We start from the raw sequence: 23103 nt of genomic DNA, 5'->3' as shown, positions 1-23103 counted from the left end.
GCGCTCATGGCGTGACCAGGAGCCAGGTACCCTATGCAAGATAAATCGAACATCTATCCCGAGCTCAAGATCCTCTCGCCGCTGGAGCAGACGTGGGCCTCCTACAGCCGCAATCCGCTTGCCATGGCAGGCCTGTGGGGCTTTTTGCTGCTGCTGATCATCACCCTGTTCGGCCCGTTGGTGGTGCCCTACGGCATCGATGAGCAGCATGCCGAGCATCTGCTGCTAGCCCCCTCCTGGGCCAACAACGGCAATATCGACTTCTTCCTCGGCACCGACGATCTGGGACGGGATATCCTCTCCCGGCTGGTGGTCGGCGCGCGGCTCACCTTCGGCTGCGCCCTCATCGTGGTGGTGATCGCCATGGTGGTCGGTTCTGCCATCGGCATCCTCGGCGGCATGAGCAAGGGGCTCAAATCGAGCGTATTGCACCATCTGCTCGATACCCTGCTCTCCATCCCCTCCCTGCTGATGGCCATCATCATGGTTGCCATCATGGGGCCGGGCCTTGGCAACACCCTGATCGCCATCACCCTCGCGCTGATCCCGCCGTTTATCCGGGCTACCTACAACGCAGTGCATGCCGAGATGCAGAAGGAGTACATCATCGCCAGCCGGCTCGATGGTTCGCCCCCCTTGCGGATCATGCGGCTGGCCATTTTGCCCAATATCGTCGAGACCCTGGTGGCCCAGACCACCCGTACCCTCTCGGCCGCCATCCTCGATATCTCCGCGGTCGGTTTTCTCGGCCTTGGCGCCCAGACGCCCCAGTCGGAGTGGGGCGCCATGCTGGCTGACTCGAGCGATCTTATCTATCTCGCCCCCTGGACCGTCACCCTGCCCGGCATCGCCATTCTGTTCAGCGTGCTGGTGACCAACCTGGTTGGTGAGGGCATCCGCGAAGCGCTCAAAGAGGGGAATGACTGATGCCGTTGCTAGATATACGCAATCTCACCATCGAGATCGACACGCCGCAGGGCAAGGTGAAGGCGGTAGACAAGGTGAGCCTCACCCTCAACGAGGGGGAGATCCGCGGACTGGTCGGCGAATCCGGCTCGGGCAAGAGCCTGATCGCCAAAGTGATCGTCGGCATCGAAAAGGATAACTGGACGGTACGCGCCGACCGGATGCGCTTCAACGACATGGATCTGCTGACCATGGCGCCCCGCGAGCGACGCCGCATCATGGGCCGCGAGATCGCCATGATCTTCCAGGATCCCATCAGCTGTCTCGACCCCTCCGAGGAGATTGGCACCCAGCTGGAAGAGGCGATCCCGACCGATTCGTTCGAGGGACAGTTCTGGCAGCGCTTCCAGTGGCGCAAGAAGCGGGCGATTGCCCTGCTGCACCGGGTCGGGGTCAAGGATCATCGCAAGGTGATGCGCGCCTATCCCCATGAGCTGTCGGATGGCATGTGCCAGAAGGTGATGATCGCCATGGCGATTGCCAACCAGCCGCGCCTGCTGGTTGCCGACGAACCCACCAGTGCCATGGAGTCCACCACCCACTCCCAGATCCTGCGGCTGCTGGACAAGATGAACAAGCTGGGCAACACCACCATCCTGATCATCAGCAACGACATCGCCGCCATCGCCAACCTGACCGATACCATCAACGTGATGTACTGCGGCCAGATGGTGGAAGTAGGTACCCGCGAGCAGATCCTCGAGACGCCGCATCACCCCTATACCGATGCGCTGCTCAAGTCGATCCCCGATTTTGACAAGCTGGTGCGCCACAAGTCGCGCCTCGAAACCCTGCCCGGCGTCATCCCGCCGCTGCAGCATCTGCCTATCGGCTGCCGGCTCGGCCCGCGCTGCCCCTATGCCCAGAAGCAGTGCGTGCAGACCCCGGTGATGAACAAGGTGAAGGGACACCAGTTCAGCTGCCACTTCCCGCTGAACATGGAGGAGCCGAAAAAATGATGACCAGCAACGCCCCCGCCAGAGAGGCGCATGTAATTGAGCCCTCCCTGCTGCAAGTGAGGGGCCTGAGCAAAACCTACCAGAACCGTACCGGCCTGTTCCGTCGTCAGGCCGTGGAGGCGATCAAGCCCCTATCGTTTGACCTTGAAGTGGGCCAGACCCTGGCCATCGTCGGTGAAGCGGGCTCCGGCAAGAGCACCCTGGCCCGCATTCTGGCCGGCATGATTGAGCCCACCAGCGGCGACATCGCCATCGACGGTCAGCTGATGGTGCATGGCGATTACCAGACTCGCTGCAAGCTGCTGCGGATGATCTTTCAGGATCCCAATACCTCGCTGAACCGCAAGATCCGGGTCGGCCAGATCCTTGAGACGCCGCTACGCCTCAACACCGAAATGACCGAGGAGGAGCGCCGCGAGAAGGTGGTGCAGACCCTGCGCATGGTGGGCATGCTGCCCGATCACGCCCTCTTCTACCCGCAGATGCTCTCCTCCGGTCAGCAGCAGCGGGTCGCACTGGCCCGGGCGCTTATTCTCAACCCCAAAATCGTGGTGGCCGACGAAGCACTCACCACCCTGGATATCTCGGTACGCTCCCAGATCATCAACCTGCTGCTGGAGATGCAGGAGACCATGGGGCTGAGCTATGTGCTGGTAGCCAACGATCTAGGTATCGTCAGCCATATCAGCGACGAGGTGCTGGTAGTGCATGAAGGGCGCGTGGTGGAGCGTGGCAAGACCCTCAAGGTGTTTGCCGACCCCCAGCACGAGGTGACCCGCCGCCTCATTCAGAACTACAACAACGAATATCGCAAATAGAGAGGCGCTGGCCGCCTCCCCTGCCGTTGTGTTTCACCGTTATCACACGGCAGGATCAAAAAAGCCCACTGAATGCAGTGGGCTTTTTGTTATCGGTGTGGCAGCTTAGGCTTGCAGCAACAGGCGGTTGATGCGGGAGACGAAGCTCGCCGGATCGTTGAGCCCGCCCTGTTCGGCCAGCTGGGCCTGTTCGTGCAGCAGGGTGACCCACTCGCCGAACAGAGCTTCATCCTGAATGGTGTCGAGCTTCTTCACCAGCGCATGGTCGGGGTTGAGCTCCAGAATGTACTTCTGCTCCGGTACCGGCTGACCGGCGGCGCGCATCAGCTTGATCATCTGGGTGCTCATGCCGTAGGCGTCGGTCACGATGCAGGAGGGGGAGTCGGTCAGACGATGGGTGACACGCACCTCTTTAACCGCTTCGCCGAGGCTCTTCTTGACCCGCTCAACCAGACCTGCATTGGCTTTTTCGGCCTCTTCCTGCGCCTGCTTGGATGCTTCATCTTCCAGATCGCCGAGATCCAGTTCGCCACGGGTGACGGAGATGAGCTGCTTGCCGTCGAACTCGGTCAGGTGGCTCATCAGCCACTCGTCCACCCGCTCCCACATCAGCAGCACTTCGACACCCTTCTTGCGGAAGATCTCGAGGTGCGGGCTGTTCTTGGCAGCGGCATAAGAGTCGGCGGTGATGTAGTAAATCTTCTGCTGACCTTCCTTCATGCGGCCAACGTAATCCTCGAGAGAGACGGTCTGGGCTTCGCCCTCGCCAGCAGTGCTGGCAAAGCGCAGCAGCTTGGCGATCTCTTCGCGGTTGGCGTAATCCTCGGCCGGGCCCTCTTTGAGCACGTTACCGAACTCGCTCCAGAACTTGGCATACTTCTCGGCATCGTCTTTCGCCAGCTTGGAGAGCATGGTCAGCACGCGCTTGGAGCAAGCCTTGCGCAGAGAGGCGGTCACCTTGTTGTCCTGCAGGATTTCACGGCTGACGTTGAGCGGCAGATCGTTGGAGTCCAGCACCCCTTTGACGAAGCGCAGGTAGGTCGGCATAAACTGCTCGGCATCGTCCATGATGAAGACGCGCTGCACGTAGAGCTTCAGACCGTGCTTCTGCTCGCGGTTGTAGAGGTCGAACGGTGCGCGGGCCGGTACGTAGAGCAGGCTGGTGTACTCCTGAGCCCCTTCCACCCGGTTGTGACCCCAGAGCAGCGGATCTTCAAAGTCGTGAGCAACGTGCTTGTAGAACTCCTGATACTCCTCGTCCTTGATATCTTTCGGGTTGCGGGTCCACAGTGCAGTCGCGCGGTTGACCTGCTCCCACTCGCCCGGAGTGCCGACGATGGTCTCACCATCCTCTTCACGATCCGGGGTGCCCTCTTTGTACATTTCCACCGGCACGCTGATGTGGTCGGAGTATTTGCTCACCACGGAGCGCAGACGCCAGTCGTCGAGGAACTCGTCCTCTTCGGCGCGCAGATGCAGGATAACGTCGGTACCGCGACCGGCTTTGGTCACGTCAGCCACGGTGAAGGAGCCTTCCCCTTCCGATTCCCACTGCACGCCCTGCTCCGGAGCAGTACCGGCGGCGCGGGAAACCACGGTCACCTTATCGGCAACGATAAAGGCGGAGTAGAAACCGACCCCGAACTGGCCGATCAGCTGGGAGTCACGTCCCTGATCGCCGGAGAGGTTTTTGAAGAATTCTGCAGTGCCGGACTTGGCGATGGTACCCAGGTGCTCGATCACCTGATCACGGGTCATACCGATCCCGTTATCGGAGATGGTCAGGGTACGCTTCTCTTTGTCCACCACCAGGCGCACACGCAACTGGCCGTCGTTTTCGAACAAAGAGGCATCGGAAAGCGCCTTGAAGCGCAGCTTGTCCGCCGCATCGGATGCGTTGGAGATCAGCTCGCGCAGGAATACTTCTTTGTTGGAGTAGAGGCTGTGAGCCATCAGGCTCAGCAGTTGTTTGACTTCAGTTTGAAAGCCGTGGGTTTCGGCATGAACACTTTGGGTCATGGACCAATCCTCAGAAACATCGGGTTGAACATACGCCCAACCTAGATGGGGACAGGGATCCAAATATCAAGGGGTCGAATGTGCAATCCTGCTCATTCGCCCCCTTTTTCCATTCAATTGCCGATTTTCTGCTCAGGCCGTAATGGCACAATCCTATCCAGCCCCTTATTTGAGGCGCTGACGCCCCATCAGGGAGTGGGAGAGCGTGGTGCCATCCACCAGCTCCAGCTCGCCCCCCACCGGCACCCCGTGGGCGATGCGGCTCACCTCCACCCCTGCAGCACGGGCCATATCAGCGATATACCAGGCGGTGGCATCCCCCTCGATGGTGGGGTTGGTGGCGAGGATCAGTTCGCTGATCGCCTCATCTTTCAGGCGACGCTCCAGAATATCGAGCCCCAGCTCCTCGGGGCCGATACCATCGAGCGGCGACAGATGGCCCATCAGCACAAAGTAACGACCGGAAAACTGTCCGGTCTGCTCGATGGCGGCCACGTCCGCCGGGCTCTCCACCACGCAGAGCAGGCCGTTCTCTTCCCGCTTGGGATTGGCGCAGATATCGCAGCGATCGTTCTCGGTAAAGGTGCGGCAGTGGCTGCAATGGCCAATCTCGGTCAGGGCGCGGGAGAGCAGCTGGGCCAGCCGCAAGCCACCGCTGCGTTCGCGCTCAAGCAGGGTAAAGGCCATCCGCTGTGCCGATTTGGGCCCCACCCCCGGCAGTACCTGCAGGGCTTTCATCATCTCGTCGAGCAGGGGACTGAATTTCATAACACACCTCACACTGGCCAACCCGCACCACTCTCTGGATAACCGCGAGTCAGCTGAACTGGATAACGCAACTGGCGCAGGACTATACCCGAGCCAGCGCCAGCGCGCTATCCGGATTCCCCGAAGATATGGTCGAGCGCTGATGCATAGCTACTGACACTAGTGGATATGTGAAATCGGGGAATTAAATGCCTTGCACTTTAAAGATCAGGATATAAACCGTCAGCAACCAGAAATCATTAGCTAAGCCCAGGCTCACCGCTCATTTTGACTCGCTAAAAAGTCGGTGAGGTTACCACGGCGCAGGTAGTGCGCCTCAATTGCCGCATTCTGCCAGCGAAGCGCTTCGCTGGCTTGGGCCCACAGCTCAGGAGAAAGCGGGGCGCTCCAAGCTTCGACTTGCTCCGGCATAGGCCGACCATGTAGCGATTTTTGATAGCTCTGCGCCCTAAAAAGGCAGATTCCTGCAGGTGACAATATGAAAAAGAGGCTCAGATAGGAGACAGAAAAATCAGCCAGACTCAGCGCAAACCGACGCGTTCAGGCTGTTTTGCAACAGTCTTCAAGCAGGGCCCGCCGCGATGTCGCAAAAGTGGCCTTGCTCTCGGATCCCAACCAAGCCCTGCCTAACATTCCGGGCTTTCATCCATATAACGGCGAATAGCCTCCCAAAATAACAGAGCCTGTGACATTACCCCCGTGGGGGGAGGGACGTTAAAGTCACACTCGTTCCCCCTCAGGGTCTAGAGTTGCCAAATAGAAATCAATGCTGCACATCACGTTGTTGCCCCAGTAGACCGCTATGAAGACCCCAGTTTTGGAGAATTGGTACTCTCATGGCCACAAGCCTGATCACAGGCATCAGCTTGTAACCTCAGGTTGTCAACGCCTGAGCGGCCTGTGGGGTTATCTCTTCCCCCAGCAACTCACGCACGTCACCCACGGTGAAGATGTTCCGGCCCTGGGCATATTGCTCCGCCAGCAACTGGTTGCAACGGATCAACCGCTCGCTAGGTTTGGCCCACTGCTCGGGTGGCAATTGCTCGCTCCAGGCTGCCAGCTCGGGATGGGCGGCGAAATAACGCTCAGCAAAGCGCTGCTGCAAGCGGCTCTGGATATTGATGCGCAGTATGCCAAAACGGGTACCATTCAGTTCCCACCAAAGCCTGCGCAGGGGGGAGAAGGCGCAGCGGGGTATCTTGCGTTCCCTGCAGAACTCCTCAATCATGCCGTCAAAGGTGACCGGGGCCGGCTCGTCGATGGCCTCTGACCCCTCTTCCATATAACGGCGGATCATCTCCCACTCGCCGGCCCCCACCTCTTTGCTGAGGGTGCCGACGTTCATGCCGGACCAGAAGTGGCCGGGTCGCTCGTCCGAATTGATACCGAAAAATAGGCTCGCCATGGTCATGACACCACTCACCGAGACGGCTGAGCCCTCTCCCACCATGGCGCACATCTCTTCCCAAGGGAAAATCCGGACTTCGGTGCGTTTGGTGCGCTTGTCCCAACGCGACAGCATCACTTCGCGGCGCTGGCGATGAAAGCGAAATGGCAACACCCGGCGTAACTGCTGCTGATGCTCCCACAACATTTTTACCGTGATAAGTAAAGCAAGACCGGGCCCCATCCCCAATCCCAGAACAGCGCCCAGCAGATTCATCCAGCTAAACTCCATCACCCATTGGTTGTGCCCTACCCAGACCTCCTGATAGTTGCCAGCCCAGACGCCAGCCCAGCCCTGCCCATTGCTCAAGCCAGATCCGGGCGGTCCCCAAAAGAATGCAGCAAAAACGACCAATCCCATGACCCAAAACATATACAGGACTTGTGTTTGAAAGAGAGAGCCACCCGCCCCCCCCAGTTCGATATAGTGAGGATACTTTTTGGTCAACCAATCGGTGCGGCGCACCGGCGGCACATTGGTCATCACCGGCAGGGGGCTGAATACGGTGCGGGCGCCGAGGCGCTCCTGGCGGTGCTGGCCGGCAAAAAACGGCAATGTTGAGTGTTTCATAGATCCTCGTTATCGGTTCAGCAGGGGTTGCAACTGGGCCACTATCTTGCCACGGGACAGGGGGAAGTTGTCATCCTCGTCGAGTGCTTCTACCTGGCTCCAGCCCGGCTCATCACCGGCCAGCGTGGCCTCTTCGAACCCCTGAAGCTGCTGCAGATTGAGGGAGAAGCGCAGCCCCCCCTGTTCCTCAAACAACTGGTTGCCCTCCGCCGTGGTGACAGAGAGCACCAGATGCAGCCACTCCATACGATGTCTGCTGACATCATCCTGGGGCCAGTCGAAGTCGAGGCGGGTATACAACCCCTCCTGTGCCACAGGTGCGGTCTGGCGAAAGTGGTCGGTGAAATCGACCAACTTGCCCTCGCTCTTCACCAGGACGGCAAGTTTAACCTGCTCGGGGGCTGTCATGGGTAGCAGGATGCGCAGCTGGGTCAACACCCGTTGCTGTTCCGACACTTCTATGATGTTACCCACCATCAAGCGCTGCTGCGTCTTGGTCTCGGTGTTGTACTTAATCCTCAGGCGCGGGGTCTGCATCACCTCCTGCCACTTGCGCAGTTGCATATCGAACTCCCACTCCTGATTGGCGTGCAGAAATGGCAGCATGCCGCGCTTGCCCCAGCGGGACTCGCTGACCCAGCGCATCAGCGGGGTCGAGCTGAGGAAGTTGTAGGCCAACTCGCCGCCGAAAATCAGGGCGCTGGCCAACCACATATAGGGGTTGAAGCGCACCGCAAAGCGCAGCGTAACAGCTGCGGCCCGCTGCCAGCTGATCTCCCCGGCGATGGCAGCCATGGTCATGCGGGTACCAGCCACTGCTATTTTGCCGCTGGCATAGGCTTGCAGGCTATCACCACTCAAAGTGATGGCCGAGGCGACCATAAGCTCCCACTCTCCCCTACGCCAGTGGCGAGCTATCTGTGCACCTTGCTTATAGCCGTCAGCCAATGCAGAAACAGTACCCAAGCCTGCAACCGCCATCGTCCCCATCGTTACGACTCGACCGGCCGCCTTTAGGTGGCTCTCAACGCCCTCCTTGAGCCAACGGCAATAGGCGGCGGTGCGCACCACCTCAACGCTGAGCGCCAATGCTGCCCCAGCCAGCCCCGCGCTAGCAGAGAATAGATCAAAGGTCTGCGCCATAGTGATCTTGCTCTTATGCGACAGATCCGCCGATGTTTTGGCAAAGTTGAACCAGTTGGCCACCAGCACTACCAGACCCAGGCTGCCGCTAAGGGTTGCGCCGCCCAAAGCGGGTCTGGCCGCATTGCCAAACAGCACCTGATTACGCAAGGCAGCGCGGCTCAAACGCAAATGCTCATCTATCTCGGTCAGGGTCGCACCGCTGGCCTTGATCACGATATGGGATACGGGGTGTGGCTCACCGGGGCGGGCAATCGGCTGGCAATCTGCAAAGACCTGCTGGTTCAGCGCCTTACTTTCACGCTGCACCGCGGCCCACTCGGCATTGGCACTAGCTCTAATCTTGCTGTCGGTGGCGGTTCTCTTGCTCGCCTTGTTGTATGCACTGGTGGCAGACTCAGCTCGTTTGCGCAGCGTCTCCAGCGTGCCCAAGGTTTTTTGCTGCCACTGGCTGTAACCAGCGTCGCTCTGAGTGCCGATATCCAGGGTGACGGCCGCATTCTTCGCCTGACCCAGCAGCATGGCAATGGTGCCAGGTCTGGCATGGCGCAGCAGGCTATCTGCCTGACCCTGGGCCGCATGTATCCGTTCGGCCATTTTTTGCAGCTCGGGGATAGCCAGACGGCCGAGTTCCGACGCCAGCCTGTTCATGGAGCCTTGCAACTGCACAGGGACGCTGTCTATGAGCTTGAGATGCATGCCAGCCATCTGCGCCTGAAACTCCTTGAGGCCAGCCAAACCATCGATCAGCGCACTGGTGCTATCCTTGACCCCCAGCGCGTTGTTGATGTCCCCTGCAAGCCCATCATAGTCTTCAACGGTGGCGATATTGTCGGCGTTGGAGACCCAGAGATGGGTGTTCTGCTCACCAAGGGTGGCGAAAAAAGCACTGACTTTCTGCCTGTGTTCCGGATCGTCTCCCAGGCCGAGCAACCAGTGATACTCCAGATCCAGCCGACGTTTGAACTGCTCCTGCACCTCTTTGTCATAGACGGGAATGGCCGTGTAGGCCGCTGGCAACATGGCAACCCTGTCAACTTCGAGCTGGAAGCAGCTTTCCCGCCAATGGGTGACCTTGGCCTGAGCCGGCCCGTACCAGGCGCGCATGGCCTCCTCATCAATACGCTCCAGGATTCCTCGCGCTACCCGCATGCCCATCCAGCTTTCGCCGTAGAGCAGGTCTTTCTTCTGCTCACCAGCGCGGTCAAACATCGCCTTTAACTCTTGGCTGGAAACGCCTGCTTCCTTTGCCATCACGTCGTTCTTGGCCAGCTCGGAACGATAGGCTTCGAACGTCTTTTTATCGCCAAACGGCGAGGCAGTGGGGCGATTCATCTTCTCCAATGCGGCTTCATAGTCTTGCTTGACCTTCCAATAGTCGCGATAACGATTCTCCAATGCCTTGGGATGGCCCTTGCTGTACTCGGCCAACTTTTGATTGTCCGCCGATTGCATCAACAAGAGGTCGTCGCTCATCTCAATCAGTTGGAGCAACTGAGCGGCGGCAAAGTAATCGGCACGGTTGTAGCCTTCTGCCATCCATTGTTCTTCTTGCTCCACCATCGCCTGATAGGCACTGGCCAGCTCTGTCATCAGGCCGATCGGATCCTCCAGCAGCAGGATAGCGGCCTCCCCCTGGTAAGCAGGCAGTATTTTGCTGGTCAATACGCTAGCACTTTGCGTTTTTGGCGTTTGGGTCAACCAACACCATTGCTCGGTTTTGGCATGCGTGCTTTGCTGCGGGTGTACCTCTGCAAGATGCTTCTCAAGCTGCTCAGGCGGCAATAAATGTCGAGACCCATTCTGACAATCAAAACCGCCCAACTGGCAGGTTTGCATCATCTTTTGACGCAGCTTGGGGGAGCGCAGCAGCTGGCCTTGCAGCTTGGGTGAGATCTTGGTGCGACTGTAAAGCACCTGCACAGAACCGGAGCGACTGACCACTATGGTGGAGTCCGATTCCTGATAAACAAACGCCTCCTTGCCTGAGGCGGATGCCAGTCCTTTCTGCTCCAGCTTGGCAACGCCCCCGTTCTCAGCCAATTGATAGGCATGGATGATATCGGGGCGCTTGCTGTGGATCACATAGAGATAGCTCGTCTCGTCAATCAATCGGATCCCAACAGGGCGGTACTTGATGTTGGCAGCATGACTGCTGGCTATGGCCGGATGGGTCGTTTTCTGTTCAACCAACGCATAACGAACCGGCAATAGTTGAATCTTGTTTTTCTTCAATGGGCAAGCTTTAGTGCTTCCCTGAGCATTGGCACTGCTTGCTGCTGCAGCGTCTTGATTAGCACTCATATCTCAGTTCCCATTCTGTGTTGTGTTTCGGCGAGCTCGGCGGCTTGCTCAATTCTCTGCGAGGGGGTGAGTGAAGACGTACGCATGATTAATGCCGTGATGGCGGGATAAGCGTCACTCTCCTTCCAGGCAGTGCCGAGGTAACCCAGTACATTGAAGAAAAACAGCAGGTCCCTTGGGCTTTCGAACCCATTGCCATAACCCCATTCAGCCCACTTTGAGACCCATTGAGGAGCATTAACCTGTTCACCCAGACGTTCGGGGAACCATTTCTCCATATGGAGCCAAATATCATTTAGGGTGTTCAACCAGGTTACCTCTCCAAGACGTGTCCACTGGGCGTCACTCAGACGTAGCAACTTGCCAGCTGGCAGTTCCGACGTGGAAACCTTTTTGTTCCACCATTCGGCAGGGGAGTTTGGGCACAGCAACTTGTGCACAGGGATCCATACCTGCTCAATAGCCTGCCAAAGCCAAGGCTCGTCATCGATCAGTAAGCGAAACATGCCATCGGGTTGAGCCATCTTGAGCAAAATGCAACTACCGTAGGGACTTTCAACCTCGATCAATTGGCGTAGCCGCTCCGCGAGTGGTAATAACGGAAGCCGAGAGGAAAGGAGATATCCCCACTCATCTTCTCCATTGGCATACCAATCGAGCAGTGCTGGTGATGCCTCTACTAAACAGGGAGAGACCTCCCGCAGACTATCCCATGGAGCGTAGAGATAAAGCGGCTGGTAAACGGGGCTATCGGTTACCTCAAACAACTGCCGTTCAAGCTCGGGGATCTGCCCGCCATCGAGCAGCAGATAGAGTTGCTCTCCTTTGGACAAATCAAACTCGGGCAAAACCATTACTGGCTCTCCCCCTTGGCCAACTGTTCACAAATCTCACAGACCGGCTCTGCCGATTTGAGCGTGGCAATCTGGCGCACCGGATCCATAGGCACAGGGGGGGCAACAACCTCAACCGCACCGGGCTGGATCGGCATCTGCCCAGCCCAACCGGAGCCAGAGCCCGGGCTACCGCCGGAGTTCATCTTGATGGAGCCACCGCTTAGCGTGACGCCACCGGCGTCGAGCTTCACAAAGCTGCCGCCCACCTTGAGGGTCAACTCGGCGCCGGCCTCCATCACGATCTTCATGCCCGCCTTGTGATGCACCTCCTGACCAGCATCAACCAGCAGGGATTGACCCAGCTTCTGGTGCATGGAGGTATCCACCGTCAGCGAGTAGTCCGCTTTGATCTGGTCGCGCTTTTCGCCTTCTACCGTCAGGTGGTCATTGGCCTTGATGCGGGTCACGCGCTCATTGTCGATATCCGTGTGCTGGTCGTGCTTGATATGCCAAGCCGCATCGTTTTCGATCAGCACATTCAGGTCTTTCTGACCGTGGATGTAAATCTCTTCCTGTCCCGCCTGGTCTTCAAAGCGCAGCTCGTTGAAGCCCTCCCCCTTGTGGGTTTCGGTGCGCAGCACGGTGCGGGTCTTGTTGGCGGGCAGCTCGTAAGGTGGCCGGTTGGTGGCGTGGTAGGTGCGACCGGTCACGATAGGCTGGTCGGGGTCTCCTTCCAGAAACGAGACGATGACCTCGTGGCCGATGCGCGGGATGGCCATCATGCCGTATTGACCGCCCGCCCAGCCCTGGCTCACTCGCACCCAGCAGGAGCTCTGGTCGTTGGAGCTGCCATATCTGTCCCACGGGAATTGCAGCTTCACCCGGCCATGCTCGTCGCAGTAAATCTCTTCCCCCTCGGGACCCACCACGATGGCGATTTGCGGGCCATCCACCATGGGTTTGTGAGGTGCTTCCGGGCTGCCGATGCGGGCCCGCCAAGTGGTGCTCGCCTTCACCACGCCAAATTCGTTGTGGTAGACGGTCGGGCCGCTGCCACCCTCTTCCTCCAGCGCCTGCGGTTGTTCACCGGTGTGGCGGATATGGACGATTTGCCAGTCGGTGTTGAGGCTGCCGTTGGGGTGTTCGGTCAATGAAAAGTGCTGGCCCGGTAGCAATGCGGCGCTGTTGGATTTGCCACTGCCGCTGACTGCGTCATTGCGCAGGGCATCGAGCCGGTGCTGGGCAAAGGCCTTGCCGCTGCCATCCTGCTTGTAGCGGCCCGGGTAGTCGAAGTGCTGGTAGGTATCCCGTTGATGCTCAAGTTCGCTACCCTGCTTCTTGTGGGAGAGACCATAGGCTGGCGTCTTGAAGCTGTAGTCTTTGAGCTCCACATCCGAAGGGCGCACCGCCTCGCGGTAGTGGAACTGGCGCACATAGGGCCCTTGTTCCAGCGAGCGGTTGCCGAGGTTGAAGAAGAGCTCGGGGCCAACGGTCAGGGCTGCCGCGTCGTCGGCAAAGACGATGCGGTGTTTGCCTGCTTCAAATTCGTGGAAGTAGAACAAGCCCTCTTCGGCTGCGAGACGATTCACGAAATCGAGGTCGGTCTCACGATACTGAACGCAGTATTCGCGCTGGGCATGCTCGTTCTTGAGCGCAAAGGCGTAGTCGGTAATGCCGTGTTCTTGCAGCAGGATGCTGAGGATTTCGTCGGGCTTCTGCGCCTGGAATATGCGAGAGTTCTGGCGCAGCCCCAGTCGCCACAGGGCAGGTTTCACCTCAATGCGGTAACGGGTGCGGCGAAAGCCGCTGTCCCCTTGGGCAAACTCGCTCACTACCCCGCACACCCGGCGCTGCAGCTCGCCGTTGTACCACACCATCAGCTCGCAGGGCTGGTCCAGCACGGCGCCAAAGTCGACATCGGGCTGGCTGCTGGCCAGCTCAAGGCGCAGGTTGAACGGCCGGTTCAGCCCCTCGTCCAGCTGGAAACTCGCCACCACGAAGGTGCTCTCGGGCAGCGCCCCCACCTTGACGGTAAATTGCAATCCGGTGCTTTGTGCCATGATCTGCTCCTTATCCTGCCTGTCCGCTGCCGGATCCAATCACGACGCCACCACAATCAACCGCAGTACCGGTGACGGCGATGGGTTTGCCGTTGACCAGCACCGAGCCGACCCCACCTGCAATAGCGCGGGGATGAGGCGGGTTGTTGGGCTTGTCATGAGGCTCCAGCGGATCGCCCTGACGGGCTACCGGTTTGCCATCGAGGAACACATCGGGACTGGCCGCGCTGACCGGCGAGGGGTGAAAACCGTCGTGGTCGGTGCCAATGTCACCGAGCAGTGCGATAGTCGGGCACATAGTGATTCTCCATATGAGCGGGGATAACGGGTCTGCGCCCTATCCCCACGCCCCTCACACAACAGCAACAGGCTGCAGCGGCAAGCACGGGGCAAAACAGGCTGCGTCGTGGCAGCACAGAGTGTGCCACTCCAAACATTCAATATTTTTTAAATAAAATCAGTGCATTACACACCAACGGCCGATACGGCAAGCGATTGGGCTGCAAGGTATTGCGCAGAAATGGCAACCTGACTACAAAAGGTTGCCTTTCTGGTATATCTCACTTTTTTATGCGCAAGTTCTTGCTCTCAGCAACACTATCAGCTACCAAGATCACCCTGCTGCAGCTGATAAAGGCGGATATTGAGCGCTTTCAGATCGCTCTCCAGCCCCTTCAATTCGGCGGCGGTGATGGGCTCCTGCGAAGCCTTCTTCGCCTCCAGCTCGCTCAGACGCAGACTGAACGGCGTCTCCTGCATCAGGTTTTTCTGCACCTCATAGAGCTGGGATTTGAGATAGGAGATGGTCACCGTCTTGCGTTGACGCTCCAGCTCCTGCAGCTGGTCGATCAGCGCATCGACACCGGCACGGGCATCAAGGTAGGTGGGAATGGTGTTGTTATTGCTCCCCTGCCCCACCAGCGCGTTTTGCCACTGCTTGTCCAGCGCCTTGACCGCCAGCGAATCGGGATAGAGCATCTGCAACGAGTTGCGCAGCCCTTCGCCATAGCGATACCAGTAGAGCGGCGAGGTCTGCTCCAGCCGGTCCAGCTGGGCCTGATAGCGCGCCACCAGCTCGCTTTCCATCCCTTGCACCGCCTGCTCCCCCAGCACGATGCGCGCCTGACGGATATCGTCATAGCTGAGCACGCGCGGCAACTCGGCGGCCGGCTGTTGCAGGCGCTGCATCGCAATCACCTTCTCCTGCTGCTGGTGCTGCCAGCCCAGCCATGCCATGACCGGCAGAGCGCAGCTGAGCAGGCCACAGCCAAACCAGAACCAGGCCGGACGCTGTTTGCGATGCTGCTCGATCTTGAGCACAGTCGGCTTGACCTGCCCCTTCTCGCGCCCCACCAGAATGCTGCCCTGCGGCAGAGCGGGGGCAACCGATGCCATCGGCGTTCCGTGCTCGTGGTCCATGTCCGATTTGAAGAAGACCATCGGCGGGATCTGCATATCCTCCTTGAGACCCGGCTCATCGGAGACGATGACGATCTCGGTCTCGTCAAAGAGGTGGGTATAGCCCTCGATAAAGTGGATCAGGTTTTCAACCCGGGGAATGCGGCTCAGACCCGAGTTATGCAGCTTTTCGCTGATAAGCTGCAGCGCCCGCTCGCAGCGGTAGATCAGTCGCTTGTCCTCATGGCTGATCTGGTACTGGCGAATCACATCGCTGATGCGGGCGATAAACCAGTCCAGCATCTCGATGCGAGCCCGCTCCTGATGCACCGGTGGCCAGAAGCTATCCCACTGGGTGACGATGAGGTTGGCAAGAAACTCGCACCCTTCGGTAAAACCGCTCAGCCCCTGAAGGCGGGAACGGGCCAGGGTGAAGTAGATGGCGGTCTGCAGATCGACGCCATGTTTTTCGAAGATCTGGCTGGCGAGATGGTGGATCAGCGCCCAGTCCACTTCGGGACGTGAGGCGTGACTGAGCTTGTTGATCTCGGCGCGCAGCGCTTCGTACTCCGGCAACATTCTGGGATCGCGCCCCACTTTGAGCGCCTGCTGGCCTTGTTGATTCTGTGACATATCGGCTTCCAACGGATGAAGGGGGCACAGGGTGCCCCCGACCTAATCAATAGAGGGATTCGGGCAATCTGAACTGGCTGAACAGGCCGCCGGTAAAGGGGTTCTGGGCGCTGTCGGTATAGACCCGATAGGTCATGGCCCCCTGATCCACCGGGAAGCGCACATCGAAGGTGGCGTCACTCACCTGGGTCAACTCGCCCTTGTCCATCAGACGGAACATGGCCCAGGGCCCGACGAAGCCTTCACTGCGCGGCGATCGCTCGCGAGCAGCCGGCACCAGCGTGATCTTGCTCTCGGCTCCGTCGCGCATGGTGTTGGGCCACACCAGCGGCACCTTGGTGCGACGACCGTGGGCATACTCCAGCAACTGGCCATCGAGATTCAGCACGCTGCGCCGCTTGTTGGCGGTCAGCTCGATGGGCTCGAGGGCAAACTGCACCTCGAGATTGCCTTGCGGGCTGAAGAAGATCTGGCGGATGCGCGCCGCGCGATCCAGCTGCTTGACCAGCTCGGCCTGAATGGGTGAGCTCAGTTCACCCTCCATCAACCCGCCCTCGACCATCGGCTTGAGGTTGACCTGATAGAAGCTGTCCAGCGTGCCGCCCGGGGCAAAGAAGCGCTCCATCTCGGAGAGCGGCACATCCTTGGCTGAGCTCGGGTTGAACGGATAGCGATCCGCCAACTGGCTGTTGAACGGGGTCAGCACCTTCTCCTGCCACTCCTGATTGAGGGAGGACATGGCCAAGTCGATCACCAGACGGGAAGTCTGCTCGGAGAGCTGGCCAACCCAGCGGTTGAGCGGCTCGGGCAGACCACGAGCATACTGCTCGAGGGCAAATACGGGGTCGGCGTACTTGTTGGTCAGGCGCAGTTGCACCGCCTTCAAGGCCGATTGACCCGGCTCGGTCGCGTTGACGATGAGCTCCAGATAGTGCTGCAGATCAACCAGCTTCTGGTTCACCTCGGAGATGAGGGGCCCCTGTTCACCACGGCCGCTGAGCGCCGCGTTGGTCGTCATGAAGGGACGCCCGATCCGTGCCGTAATGGCCTGACCCGGATCCCCCTCCACATCGGAGATCTTGCGAATGCGGGTGTTGTCATCCAGCGAGGCGAGTACCCGCTGGAACGGCTGATCGTTGCCGGTGATGGCCGAGAGCACATCGAGTGCCTGCTCCGGGCTCTCCAGGGGCTGCACATCCAGATTGGTCAGCAGCTTCTGCCACTGGTTGACGTAGTCGGTGACATAACGATCATTGACCTGACGGGTGATCTCCTTGCGATCGGCCTCGCTCAACTGACTCAGCTTGCGCTGGCCAAGAACCCAGGCATCCATGGCGGTCAGATCGAGCAGCGCCTTGTCCTGCTTGAGGAAGAAGTCGCTGAAACCGGGCCAGGTCAGCAGGCGTGGCACCTGACCGGCGCTCTCGTTGCGCAGGGTAAACACGGTGTCGAAGGTGGGGCCCACCTCGTCACGCACGTTGAGATCCGGCGGCAGCACATCGCCCGCTTTCACCACCAGATTCTGGTAGACCCGCTGATACATGGGCAGTTTGCCCAGTTCGCGCTGGGCGCCGTAGACCGGCTCCTTGAAGGGCGCAAAGGCGGTAATGGCGGCCTGATCACGGGCGGCGCGAGCGGCATGCCAGTCGGTATGATCGAGGGCATAGTTCAGGTGACCCATCAACTGCTCCTGCAACGCCCCCTGCCCCGGTAACGCCTTCTGCCAACGGCTGGCCATGTACTGGGCCACCAGCTCCTTGTTGCGACCGGAGGCATCATCCAGCATCCGCATCACCCGCAGGATGGCGAGCTTCTCCTCGCTACCCGCCGGCGCCCGGTCGAGATCTTCCAGCAGACCCTGCATCTGGGCTGGCAGGAAACGCTGACTCAGCAGTTGCAGGTAAGAGCCTTCCACATAGGGGCCGATCTCGTCCCCCTGATAGAGGCCAAGATCGGCCACCACCGGCATCCGCTCACGGTAGTTGCCAAAGGAGAAGGTCGCCTCGCGAATAAGGTTGAGACGCGGCAGCTGGCTCACGCCAAACGCCTCTTCATCGGCCACCTCGTTGGTGGCCATAAAAGCCTGCGCCTTGGTCAGCACGTTACGACCGGCCTCCTCGTTGACCCGGTAGAAGTAGTGCCAGCCACCGATGAGGGCTGCCGAGAAGAGCGACAAGCAGCTGAGGCCGACGGCCATGCGACGGCGGCGATAGAGGGTATGCAGCCGGTTCTCGCCCGCCAGATGGGCCTCGGGGAAGATGATTGAGGAGAAGAGCTTGCGCACGAAATAGGTGTTGGACTCCCCGCGCAGCGCAGAGTGAATGGGCTCTGGCAGGTTGTAACGGCGAGAGGCCGCCTGGGCAAACGCATCGAACGGCACCCCCTGCTGATAGACGGAGCTGACATAGACACCGCGCACCAGCAGCGGCTTGCTCTCCTCGATGGCCAGGGTCTCGGCAAGCAGCTCGGTCACATACTCCTTGAGGCCCGCCAGCTGGCGAACAAAAGAGAAGAGCGCACTGCGGCGGCTGGCATCCAGCCCGGCCAGCATCAGTGCCGGCAGGTTGCGGTTGAGGTTGTCGACCCACTCGTCCCAGAAGAGGGAGAGATCATCCTGCCACCCCTTGCCCTGACGCTCGTCCGGCTTGAAGGTCACCCCCAGCACCGCCTCGCGGGCCTCTTTGTCGAGCTGCTCATAAACCACGTCAAACCCGCGCAGCAGGTCGAGCTTGGTAAAAGTGACATAGAGCGGCAAGCGGGTATTCATGGTGGCCGATAGCTCCTGCAGACGGGAGCGCATCAGCTGGGCATAGGCCTTGCGTTCGGCCACGCTGGCATGGGATAGCCAGGCCAGATCCACCGTCAGCACCAGTCCGTTGAGAGGCTGGCGACGACGATGTTCATTGAGCCAGCCAAGCAGGTGCAGCCAGAGCCGCTCATGCTTGCGCGCCAGCGGCTCCTGCTCGCCATCGGGTTGGGACAGGAGCTCGCCAGCGGGATCCAGCATCACCGCCTGCTCTCCCAGCCAGCAATCAACCAGCTGATCCTGCGCCACTTCACGAAGTTCGGTGTCGAGTCTCGGGTTGAGCTTGTTGGCCGGGTTGGCGCGGTGGATCAGGCTGCTCTTGCCGCTGCCGGGCAGACCCAGCACCAGATACCAGGGCATGGCATAGAGCGCCCCCTTGCCCAGATGCTCGCCAAGGGTCGCCAGCCAGCGGTCGAGAAAGAGCGCCTGGCGATCGAGGATCCCCTTGACCGGATCCTGCTCCAGTACCAGCTCATGGTTCCGTTCGGCCTTGAGTTGCTGCATTTTGCGCCAGACGCGCCAGGAGACAACCCCCAGCAGCAGCCAGAGCCAGAGCAGGGTGAACACCACCCGCCCCCACAGCGGCTCGAAGGGACGAGCGTCGCGGATCTCGATGCGGGGGCCCAGCCACCACACCAGGATCAGGGCGACAACCCAGAGCACCGCACCGAGCAGAGGCCAGGAGGGTTTCAGTTTCGGCAGCTGTTGCTGCAGAAAGGTAAAGATGGTTTTGAACATAAGATTGTGATTCAACTCCGACTCAATGACTCATTTCGACACTCATTGCGCCAAGGCGGTCGCATGACGTTCCAGACGGCTCACCAGCCCCGGTTCCCATTGCGACAGTCCCAGACGGGTGGCTTCTTGCCACAAGTGCTGGTAGTGCTGGCGAGCCAGCGAATTCATGCCTTCCTGTTCCAATAACTCCGCCTGCACCAGTTGTGCATGGAAGCGGGCTCTGGGCTCTTTCAGTTGCGCCATCCGCTCATCGAGCAAGGCGAGCGCCGCAGCCACCCCCTGCTCGCCATGGCGCAGAGCCACCTCTTCGGCCAGAGAGCAACCCCCTTGCCCGTCACTGCTCCCCCCCTTGGCTGGTTGCAACCAGCGGCTGCACTCGGCCGACAGAAAGGGGGTGCCGTCGCTGAAGGTGAGCTCCCGCAGCGCCGGCAGACGCTGCAAGAAGGTCTCCAGCTCCTGCATGATGGCCTGCGCCACCGTGGCAAAGCCGAGCTTCTGCGCCACCATGGCCGAGAGCATGTGCCCCTCGAACCAGTAGGGCGCCAGCGTCAGACTCTGTTCGATCCGCTGCCAGAGCCCCTGATCGGCGGCATTCATCGCAGCGCGATACTCATCCACCATGTCAACCGACATGGGCGCAAGCTGGGTCTTGTTGCCCTGCGCCGTCATGGGAGGGGTCGTGATACCGGCCCAGATGGCGTGGCGACGCAGGCGATAGCCCACTGCGGCCTCCGGCTGACGCTCAATGAGGAGCTCCGCCACCTTGAGCTGGGTCTGGCGCCAGGCCCGATCGTTGGAGCTGTCGATCTCCACCGCCGGACGCTGGCTCGCACTCCCCTGCGCAGCACTCGAGGTAGTGACGGGAATGCCGGACATAGCGGCACCTGGCGCCACGGTCGCACTGCTTTGCGGCGTACCAGCCTCATCGGCCTGCGCCTGTGCCACCTGCTGGCGCTGGGCCCGTTTCAGTCCCATCACCAGCGGGTCGAGCAACTCGCCCTTGTCCGGGCAAAGCGCCAGCCACGCCGCCTCCAGCTGTTCGGCGCGAGCCAGCAAACCGGCCAGCTCCGCCGCCGAGGCGCTCTCCGATACCCGTGGCAATACCCCTTCAAAACGCTTGACGACCTGCACCATCAATCGCTGTTTCTGGGTGGCGTTGCCGGGCCAGGCGAGCGACCAGTAGTCGCGGATCCAGCACTCCAGCAGCAGGATTGCCGTTCCCATGGGGGTCGCCTTGGCCGGATGCTGCAGGCAGCGCAGCAACTGGGCTAGCACCCGCATATCTTTGGTTTTGCTCTCCAGCAGCACGAGGCACGCCTCGGCTACCGCATTGAGATCGACCTGGCTGTGGGCCAGCGAGCCCAGCTTGACCAGCTCGGTCTCGACATAATCCCAGCGCGGCTCGTCAGCAGGCACGGCCCCCTTCACCAGCTCGGCAGAGAGAGGGGTCAGCAGGCGTGTACACCAGGGGTGTTGATAGCTCACTGCGCCCCCTTACCAGCGGCACTGCTGGCGCACGGGCTGCAGTGCCTCCTTGAGACCGCTGAGATCCACCCGCAGGATGGCGCCATTGTCGGCCTGCACCTGCAGTTCACGAGCCCCTAGCCAGCGCTTGAGCTCCTCGATGGCGGGCAAGCCACGGCCATACTCGAGCAGCAGCCCCTGATCCCGGACAAACCAGCTCTGCGACTGGCGACTTGGCTCACCATCCAGCGCTATCTGCACCCGCTCACCCACCCAGGGGTTATCGAGCCGCAGCCGGATATGGGTGATGCTGTTGACGCAACCGATGGCCAGGGTGGCACCGCGCAGGGCAGGACGGGTCAGGGTGACGCTGCCACCCGCTTCATCCAGCAGTGGCAGAAAAGGGGGGCTGTCAGGCTGACGCCCCTGCTCCTGGGTCAGGATCGCCTGCCAGGCAGGGGAGCGGGAGACCGCCCCCTCTTCACTCCCGACCGCATCTTTCCCGATGGCGTCATAGCAGGCCAGACGCACCAAGGGCGACGGTTCGCGCCGGCACGCCTGCAATTGGGCCAACTCCGGGGATGGCTGCGCCGCACTGCTGGCCAGCAGCAACGGCACCAATGCGAGCAGACTCATCAGCTCACCTCCAGTTTCTGGCACTTGTGATCCAGGGTGCGCTTGGGAATATTGAGGCTTTCTGCCACCAGCATCCGGTTGCCCTGGAAGTAACGCAGGCGCGCCTCGATCACCGAGGCTTCGTACTGCTGCATGGCGCGGCGCAGATCGCGGATGTGGTTGTAGTCATCCAGTGCGCCGGGCAGCTCGACGCAAACCCGCTCGCGCAGCTCTGGCGGCAGAGCCTCCAGCCCCACCTCCTCGCCATGGCTGGTATGGGCACAGGCGACCTCCAGCAGGTTGCGCAGCTCGCGCACATTGCCCGGGAAGTCATAGGTCTGCAGCTGCTTCAAAAACTTGCGCTGCAACCCTGCCAGCGCCTTGCCATCCTGAGCGGCAAACTGGGCCATGAAGTGCTGGCAGAGCAACGGCACATCTTCCATGTGTTCGCGCAACGGAGCGATCAGCAGCAGACACTGGCAAAGGCGGTGGTAGAGGTCGGCGCGGAACTGCCCCTCCTCCACATGGCGAGTGAGCGGTTGATGGGTGGCGGCGATGAGACGAAAGTCAGACTGACGCTCCTGCTCGGCGCCAAGTGGCCGGTAGCTGCGGGTTTCCAGTACCCTGAGCAGCTTGGCCTGCATGGCGGCAGGCATGTCACCCACTTCATCCAGAAAGAGGGTGCCGCCATTGGCCTGTTCGACCAGCCCGCTCTTGTTGCTGAGCGCGCCGGAGAAGGCCCCCTTCTGATAACCAAACAGTTCGCTCTCGATGAGGTTCTCCGGAATGGCGGCACAGTTGATGGCCACAAAGGGCTTGTGAGCCCGGTCGGAGCACTGGTGCACCAGCCGCGCGACCACCTCCTTGCCACTGCCGGTCTCCCCCTGAATGAGGACGGTCAGCTTGTGGCGCCCCGCCTGAGCGATCTGCTCGCGCAGACCGCAGATCACCGCCGACTGGCCGATCAACTGCTCGCCCAGCAGTTTCTCGTGCTGGCGCAGACGATCCTCTTCACCTTTTATCTGGCGCAGAGAGTCGCGCAGCACACTCTGATCCCGGCGGCTACGCCCCAGATCGCGAATAAGGGTGAGCTGGTTGCAAAAGACCTGCGCCAGACTGGCAAGCTCGGGCCCCTCGGCCCACTCCTGCAACACCTCGCCCCGATCGAGCAGGGCCAGCACGGCAAACGGCTTGCCCTTGCCATCCATCAACGGGAACGCATGCAGCCCGCACTGCTGGCCCAGATTGGCCAGCAGTGCGCGAAAACCGGCGTGCTCGATGCGGGCACCGCCATAGAGGGAGTCCCAGGTGCGGGACTGCGCCTTGTGCAGCACATAGGCGAGCGGATGGGAGAAATCATCCACCGCCAGCCCCAGCGCCACCTCCTGCCCCTTGACCCAGCCTTTGCATTCGAGCTGGCGACCGCTCACATCCAGCATGCCAAGCAGGATCCCTTTTGGCTGAAAGCTGGCATGGAGGGTCGAGCTCCACCAGTGGCAAAGGTGGGCTTCGTCGCGCTGCTCGGTGAGCGCGAGGGCGAATGCGAGGGCTTGTTCCAT

15 protein-coding genes are annotated in these 23103 nt (G+C 60.4%); 3 read left to right on the top strand and 12 right to left on the bottom strand.

The annotated features are described in order from the left end of the window. The first annotated feature begins 33 nt into the window (after positions 1-33). Genes I6L40_RS11320 through I6L40_RS11310 form a run of 3 tightly spaced genes read left to right on the top strand, consistent with a single transcriptional unit; the run spans position 34 to position 2743 of the window. Positions 34-927 carry an ABC transporter permease subunit gene (locus I6L40_RS11320; protein ID WP_033114661.1) on the top strand — a complete coding sequence of 298 codons (894 nt, stop codon included), beginning with the start codon at positions 34-36 and terminating at the stop codon, positions 925-927. After that, positions 927-1925, top strand: coding sequence for an oligopeptide/dipeptide ABC transporter ATP-binding protein (locus tag I6L40_RS11315; RefSeq protein WP_041210364.1), 999 nt, complete (start codon positions 927-929; stop codon positions 1923-1925). The genes I6L40_RS11320 and I6L40_RS11315 overlap by 1 nt, the downstream gene beginning before the upstream one ends. Further along, positions 1925-2743, top strand: a complete 819-nt coding sequence (locus tag I6L40_RS11310; protein WP_216995427.1) for an ATP-binding cassette domain-containing protein — start codon at positions 1925-1927, stop codon at positions 2741-2743. The genes I6L40_RS11315 and I6L40_RS11310 overlap by 1 nt, the downstream gene beginning before the upstream one ends. 105 nt (positions 2744-2848) lie before the next feature. Here I6L40_RS11310 and htpG read toward each other — a convergent pair whose 3' ends face one another. The 12 genes from htpG to I6L40_RS11250 all read right to left on the bottom strand — a co-directional run bounded on the left by htpG (position 2849) and on the right by I6L40_RS11250 (position 23103). Beyond that, the gene (gene htpG, locus I6L40_RS11305; protein WP_156852979.1) at positions 2849-4762 is read right to left on the bottom strand and encodes a molecular chaperone HtpG; all 1914 of its coding nucleotides are present in this window, start codon (positions 4760-4762) and stop codon (positions 2849-2851) included. 165 nt (positions 4763-4927) lie between these two features. After that, complete coding sequence (gene recR, locus I6L40_RS11300) at positions 4928-5530, bottom strand: recombination mediator RecR (protein ID WP_005346280.1); 603 nt, start codon at positions 5528-5530, stop codon at positions 4928-4930. A gap of 874 nt (positions 5531-6404) precedes the next feature. Beyond that, complete coding sequence (locus I6L40_RS11295) at positions 6405-7286, bottom strand: hypothetical protein (RefSeq protein ID WP_254204022.1); 882 nt, start codon at positions 7284-7286, stop codon at positions 6405-6407. 270 nt (positions 7287-7556) lie between these two features. Continuing rightward, positions 7557-10994: a toxin VasX gene (locus tag I6L40_RS11290; RefSeq protein WP_338429233.1), complete on the bottom strand. Its 3438-nt coding sequence runs from the start codon at positions 10992-10994 to the stop codon at positions 7557-7559. Further along, complete coding sequence (locus tag I6L40_RS11285) at positions 10991-11848, bottom strand: DUF4123 domain-containing protein (protein WP_203975944.1); 858 nt, start codon at positions 11846-11848, stop codon at positions 10991-10993. Before I6L40_RS11285 ends, I6L40_RS11290 begins: the two co-directional genes overlap by 4 nt. Beyond that, positions 11848-13890 carry a type VI secretion system tip protein VgrG gene (locus tag I6L40_RS11280; RefSeq protein ID WP_216994270.1) on the bottom strand — a complete coding sequence of 681 codons (2043 nt, stop codon included), beginning with the start codon at positions 13888-13890 and terminating at the stop codon, positions 11848-11850. Before I6L40_RS11280 ends, I6L40_RS11285 begins: the two co-directional genes overlap by 1 nt. Before the next feature lie 10 nt (positions 13891-13900). Continuing rightward, on the bottom strand, positions 13901-14188 hold the full coding sequence (locus I6L40_RS11275; RefSeq protein ID WP_033114654.1) for a type VI secretion system PAAR protein: 288 nt from the start codon (positions 14186-14188) through the stop codon (positions 13901-13903). Between the two features lie 302 nt (positions 14189-14490). Next, on the bottom strand, positions 14491-15921 hold the full coding sequence (locus I6L40_RS11270) for a VasL domain-containing protein (RefSeq protein ID WP_216994269.1): 1431 nt from the start codon (positions 15919-15921) through the stop codon (positions 14491-14493). A gap of 46 nt (positions 15922-15967) precedes the next feature. Next, a complete protein-coding gene (tssM, locus tag I6L40_RS11265) occupies positions 15968-19465 on the bottom strand; it encodes a type VI secretion system membrane subunit TssM (RefSeq protein ID WP_216995426.1) in 3498 nt (1165 codons plus the stop codon). A gap of 42 nt (positions 19466-19507) precedes the next feature. Then, the gene (gene tssA / locus I6L40_RS11260; RefSeq protein ID WP_216994268.1) at positions 19508-20950 is read right to left on the bottom strand and encodes a type VI secretion system protein TssA; all 1443 of its coding nucleotides are present in this window, start codon (positions 20948-20950) and stop codon (positions 19508-19510) included. A 9-nt stretch (positions 20951-20959) separates the two neighbouring features. After that, complete coding sequence (gene vasI / locus I6L40_RS11255) at positions 20960-21565, bottom strand: type VI secretion system-associated protein VasI (protein ID WP_201966808.1); 606 nt, start codon at positions 21563-21565, stop codon at positions 20960-20962. After that, positions 21565-23103, bottom strand: a complete 1539-nt coding sequence (locus I6L40_RS11250) for a sigma-54-dependent Fis family transcriptional regulator (protein WP_041210855.1) — start codon at positions 23101-23103, stop codon at positions 21565-21567. The genes vasI and I6L40_RS11250 overlap by 1 nt, the downstream gene beginning before the upstream one ends.

Origin of the sequence: Aeromonas sp. FDAARGOS 1410, from assembly GCF_019048745.1 — a bacterium.
In the GTDB taxonomy this organism is placed as follows: Bacteria; Pseudomonadota; Gammaproteobacteria; order Enterobacterales; family Aeromonadaceae; genus Aeromonas; species Aeromonas jandaei.
The sequence above is the reverse complement of the archived record's forward strand: the minus strand, read 5'-3'. Positions and strand labels throughout refer to the sequence as shown.

Bases quoted from the DNA above. Each gene is read 5' to 3' on its own strand.
- tssM (WP_216995426.1), bottom strand. From the start codon at position 19,465: ATGTTCAAAACCATCTTTACCTTTCTGCAGCAACAGCTGCCGAAACTG.
- I6L40_RS11320 (WP_033114661.1), top strand. From the start codon at position 34: ATGCAAGATAAATCGAACATCTATCCCGAGCTCAAGATCCTCTCGCCG.
- I6L40_RS11315 (WP_041210364.1), top strand. From the start codon at position 927: ATGCCGTTGCTAGATATACGCAATCTCACCATCGAGATCGACACGCCG.
- htpG (WP_156852979.1), bottom strand. From the start codon at position 4,762: ATGACCCAAAGTGTTCATGCCGAAACCCACGGCTTTCAAACTGAAGTC.
- I6L40_RS11275 (WP_033114654.1), bottom strand. From the start codon at position 14,188: ATGTGCCCGACTATCGCACTGCTCGGTGACATTGGCACCGACCACGAC.
- I6L40_RS11270 (WP_216994269.1), bottom strand. From the start codon at position 15,921: ATGTCACAGAATCAACAAGGCCAGCAGGCGCTCAAAGTGGGGCGCGAT.
- I6L40_RS11285 (WP_203975944.1), bottom strand. From the start codon at position 11,848: ATGGTTTTGCCCGAGTTTGATTTGTCCAAAGGAGAGCAACTCTATCTG.
- recR (WP_005346280.1), bottom strand. From the start codon at position 5,530: ATGAAATTCAGTCCCCTGCTCGACGAGATGATGAAAGCCCTGCAGGTA.
- I6L40_RS11280 (WP_216994270.1), bottom strand. From the start codon at position 13,890: ATGGCACAAAGCACCGGATTGCAATTTACCGTCAAGGTGGGGGCGCTG.
- I6L40_RS11290 (WP_338429233.1), bottom strand. From the start codon at position 10,994: ATGAGTGCTAATCAAGACGCTGCAGCAGCAAGCAGTGCCAATGCTCAG.
- I6L40_RS11250 (WP_041210855.1), bottom strand. From the start codon at position 23,103: ATGGAACAAGCCCTCGCATTCGCCCTCGCGCTCACCGAGCAGCGCGAC.
- I6L40_RS11310 (WP_216995427.1), top strand. From the start codon at position 1,925: ATGACCAGCAACGCCCCCGCCAGAGAGGCGCATGTAATTGAGCCCTCC.
- vasI (WP_201966808.1), bottom strand. From the start codon at position 21,565: ATGAGTCTGCTCGCATTGGTGCCGTTGCTGCTGGCCAGCAGTGCGGCG.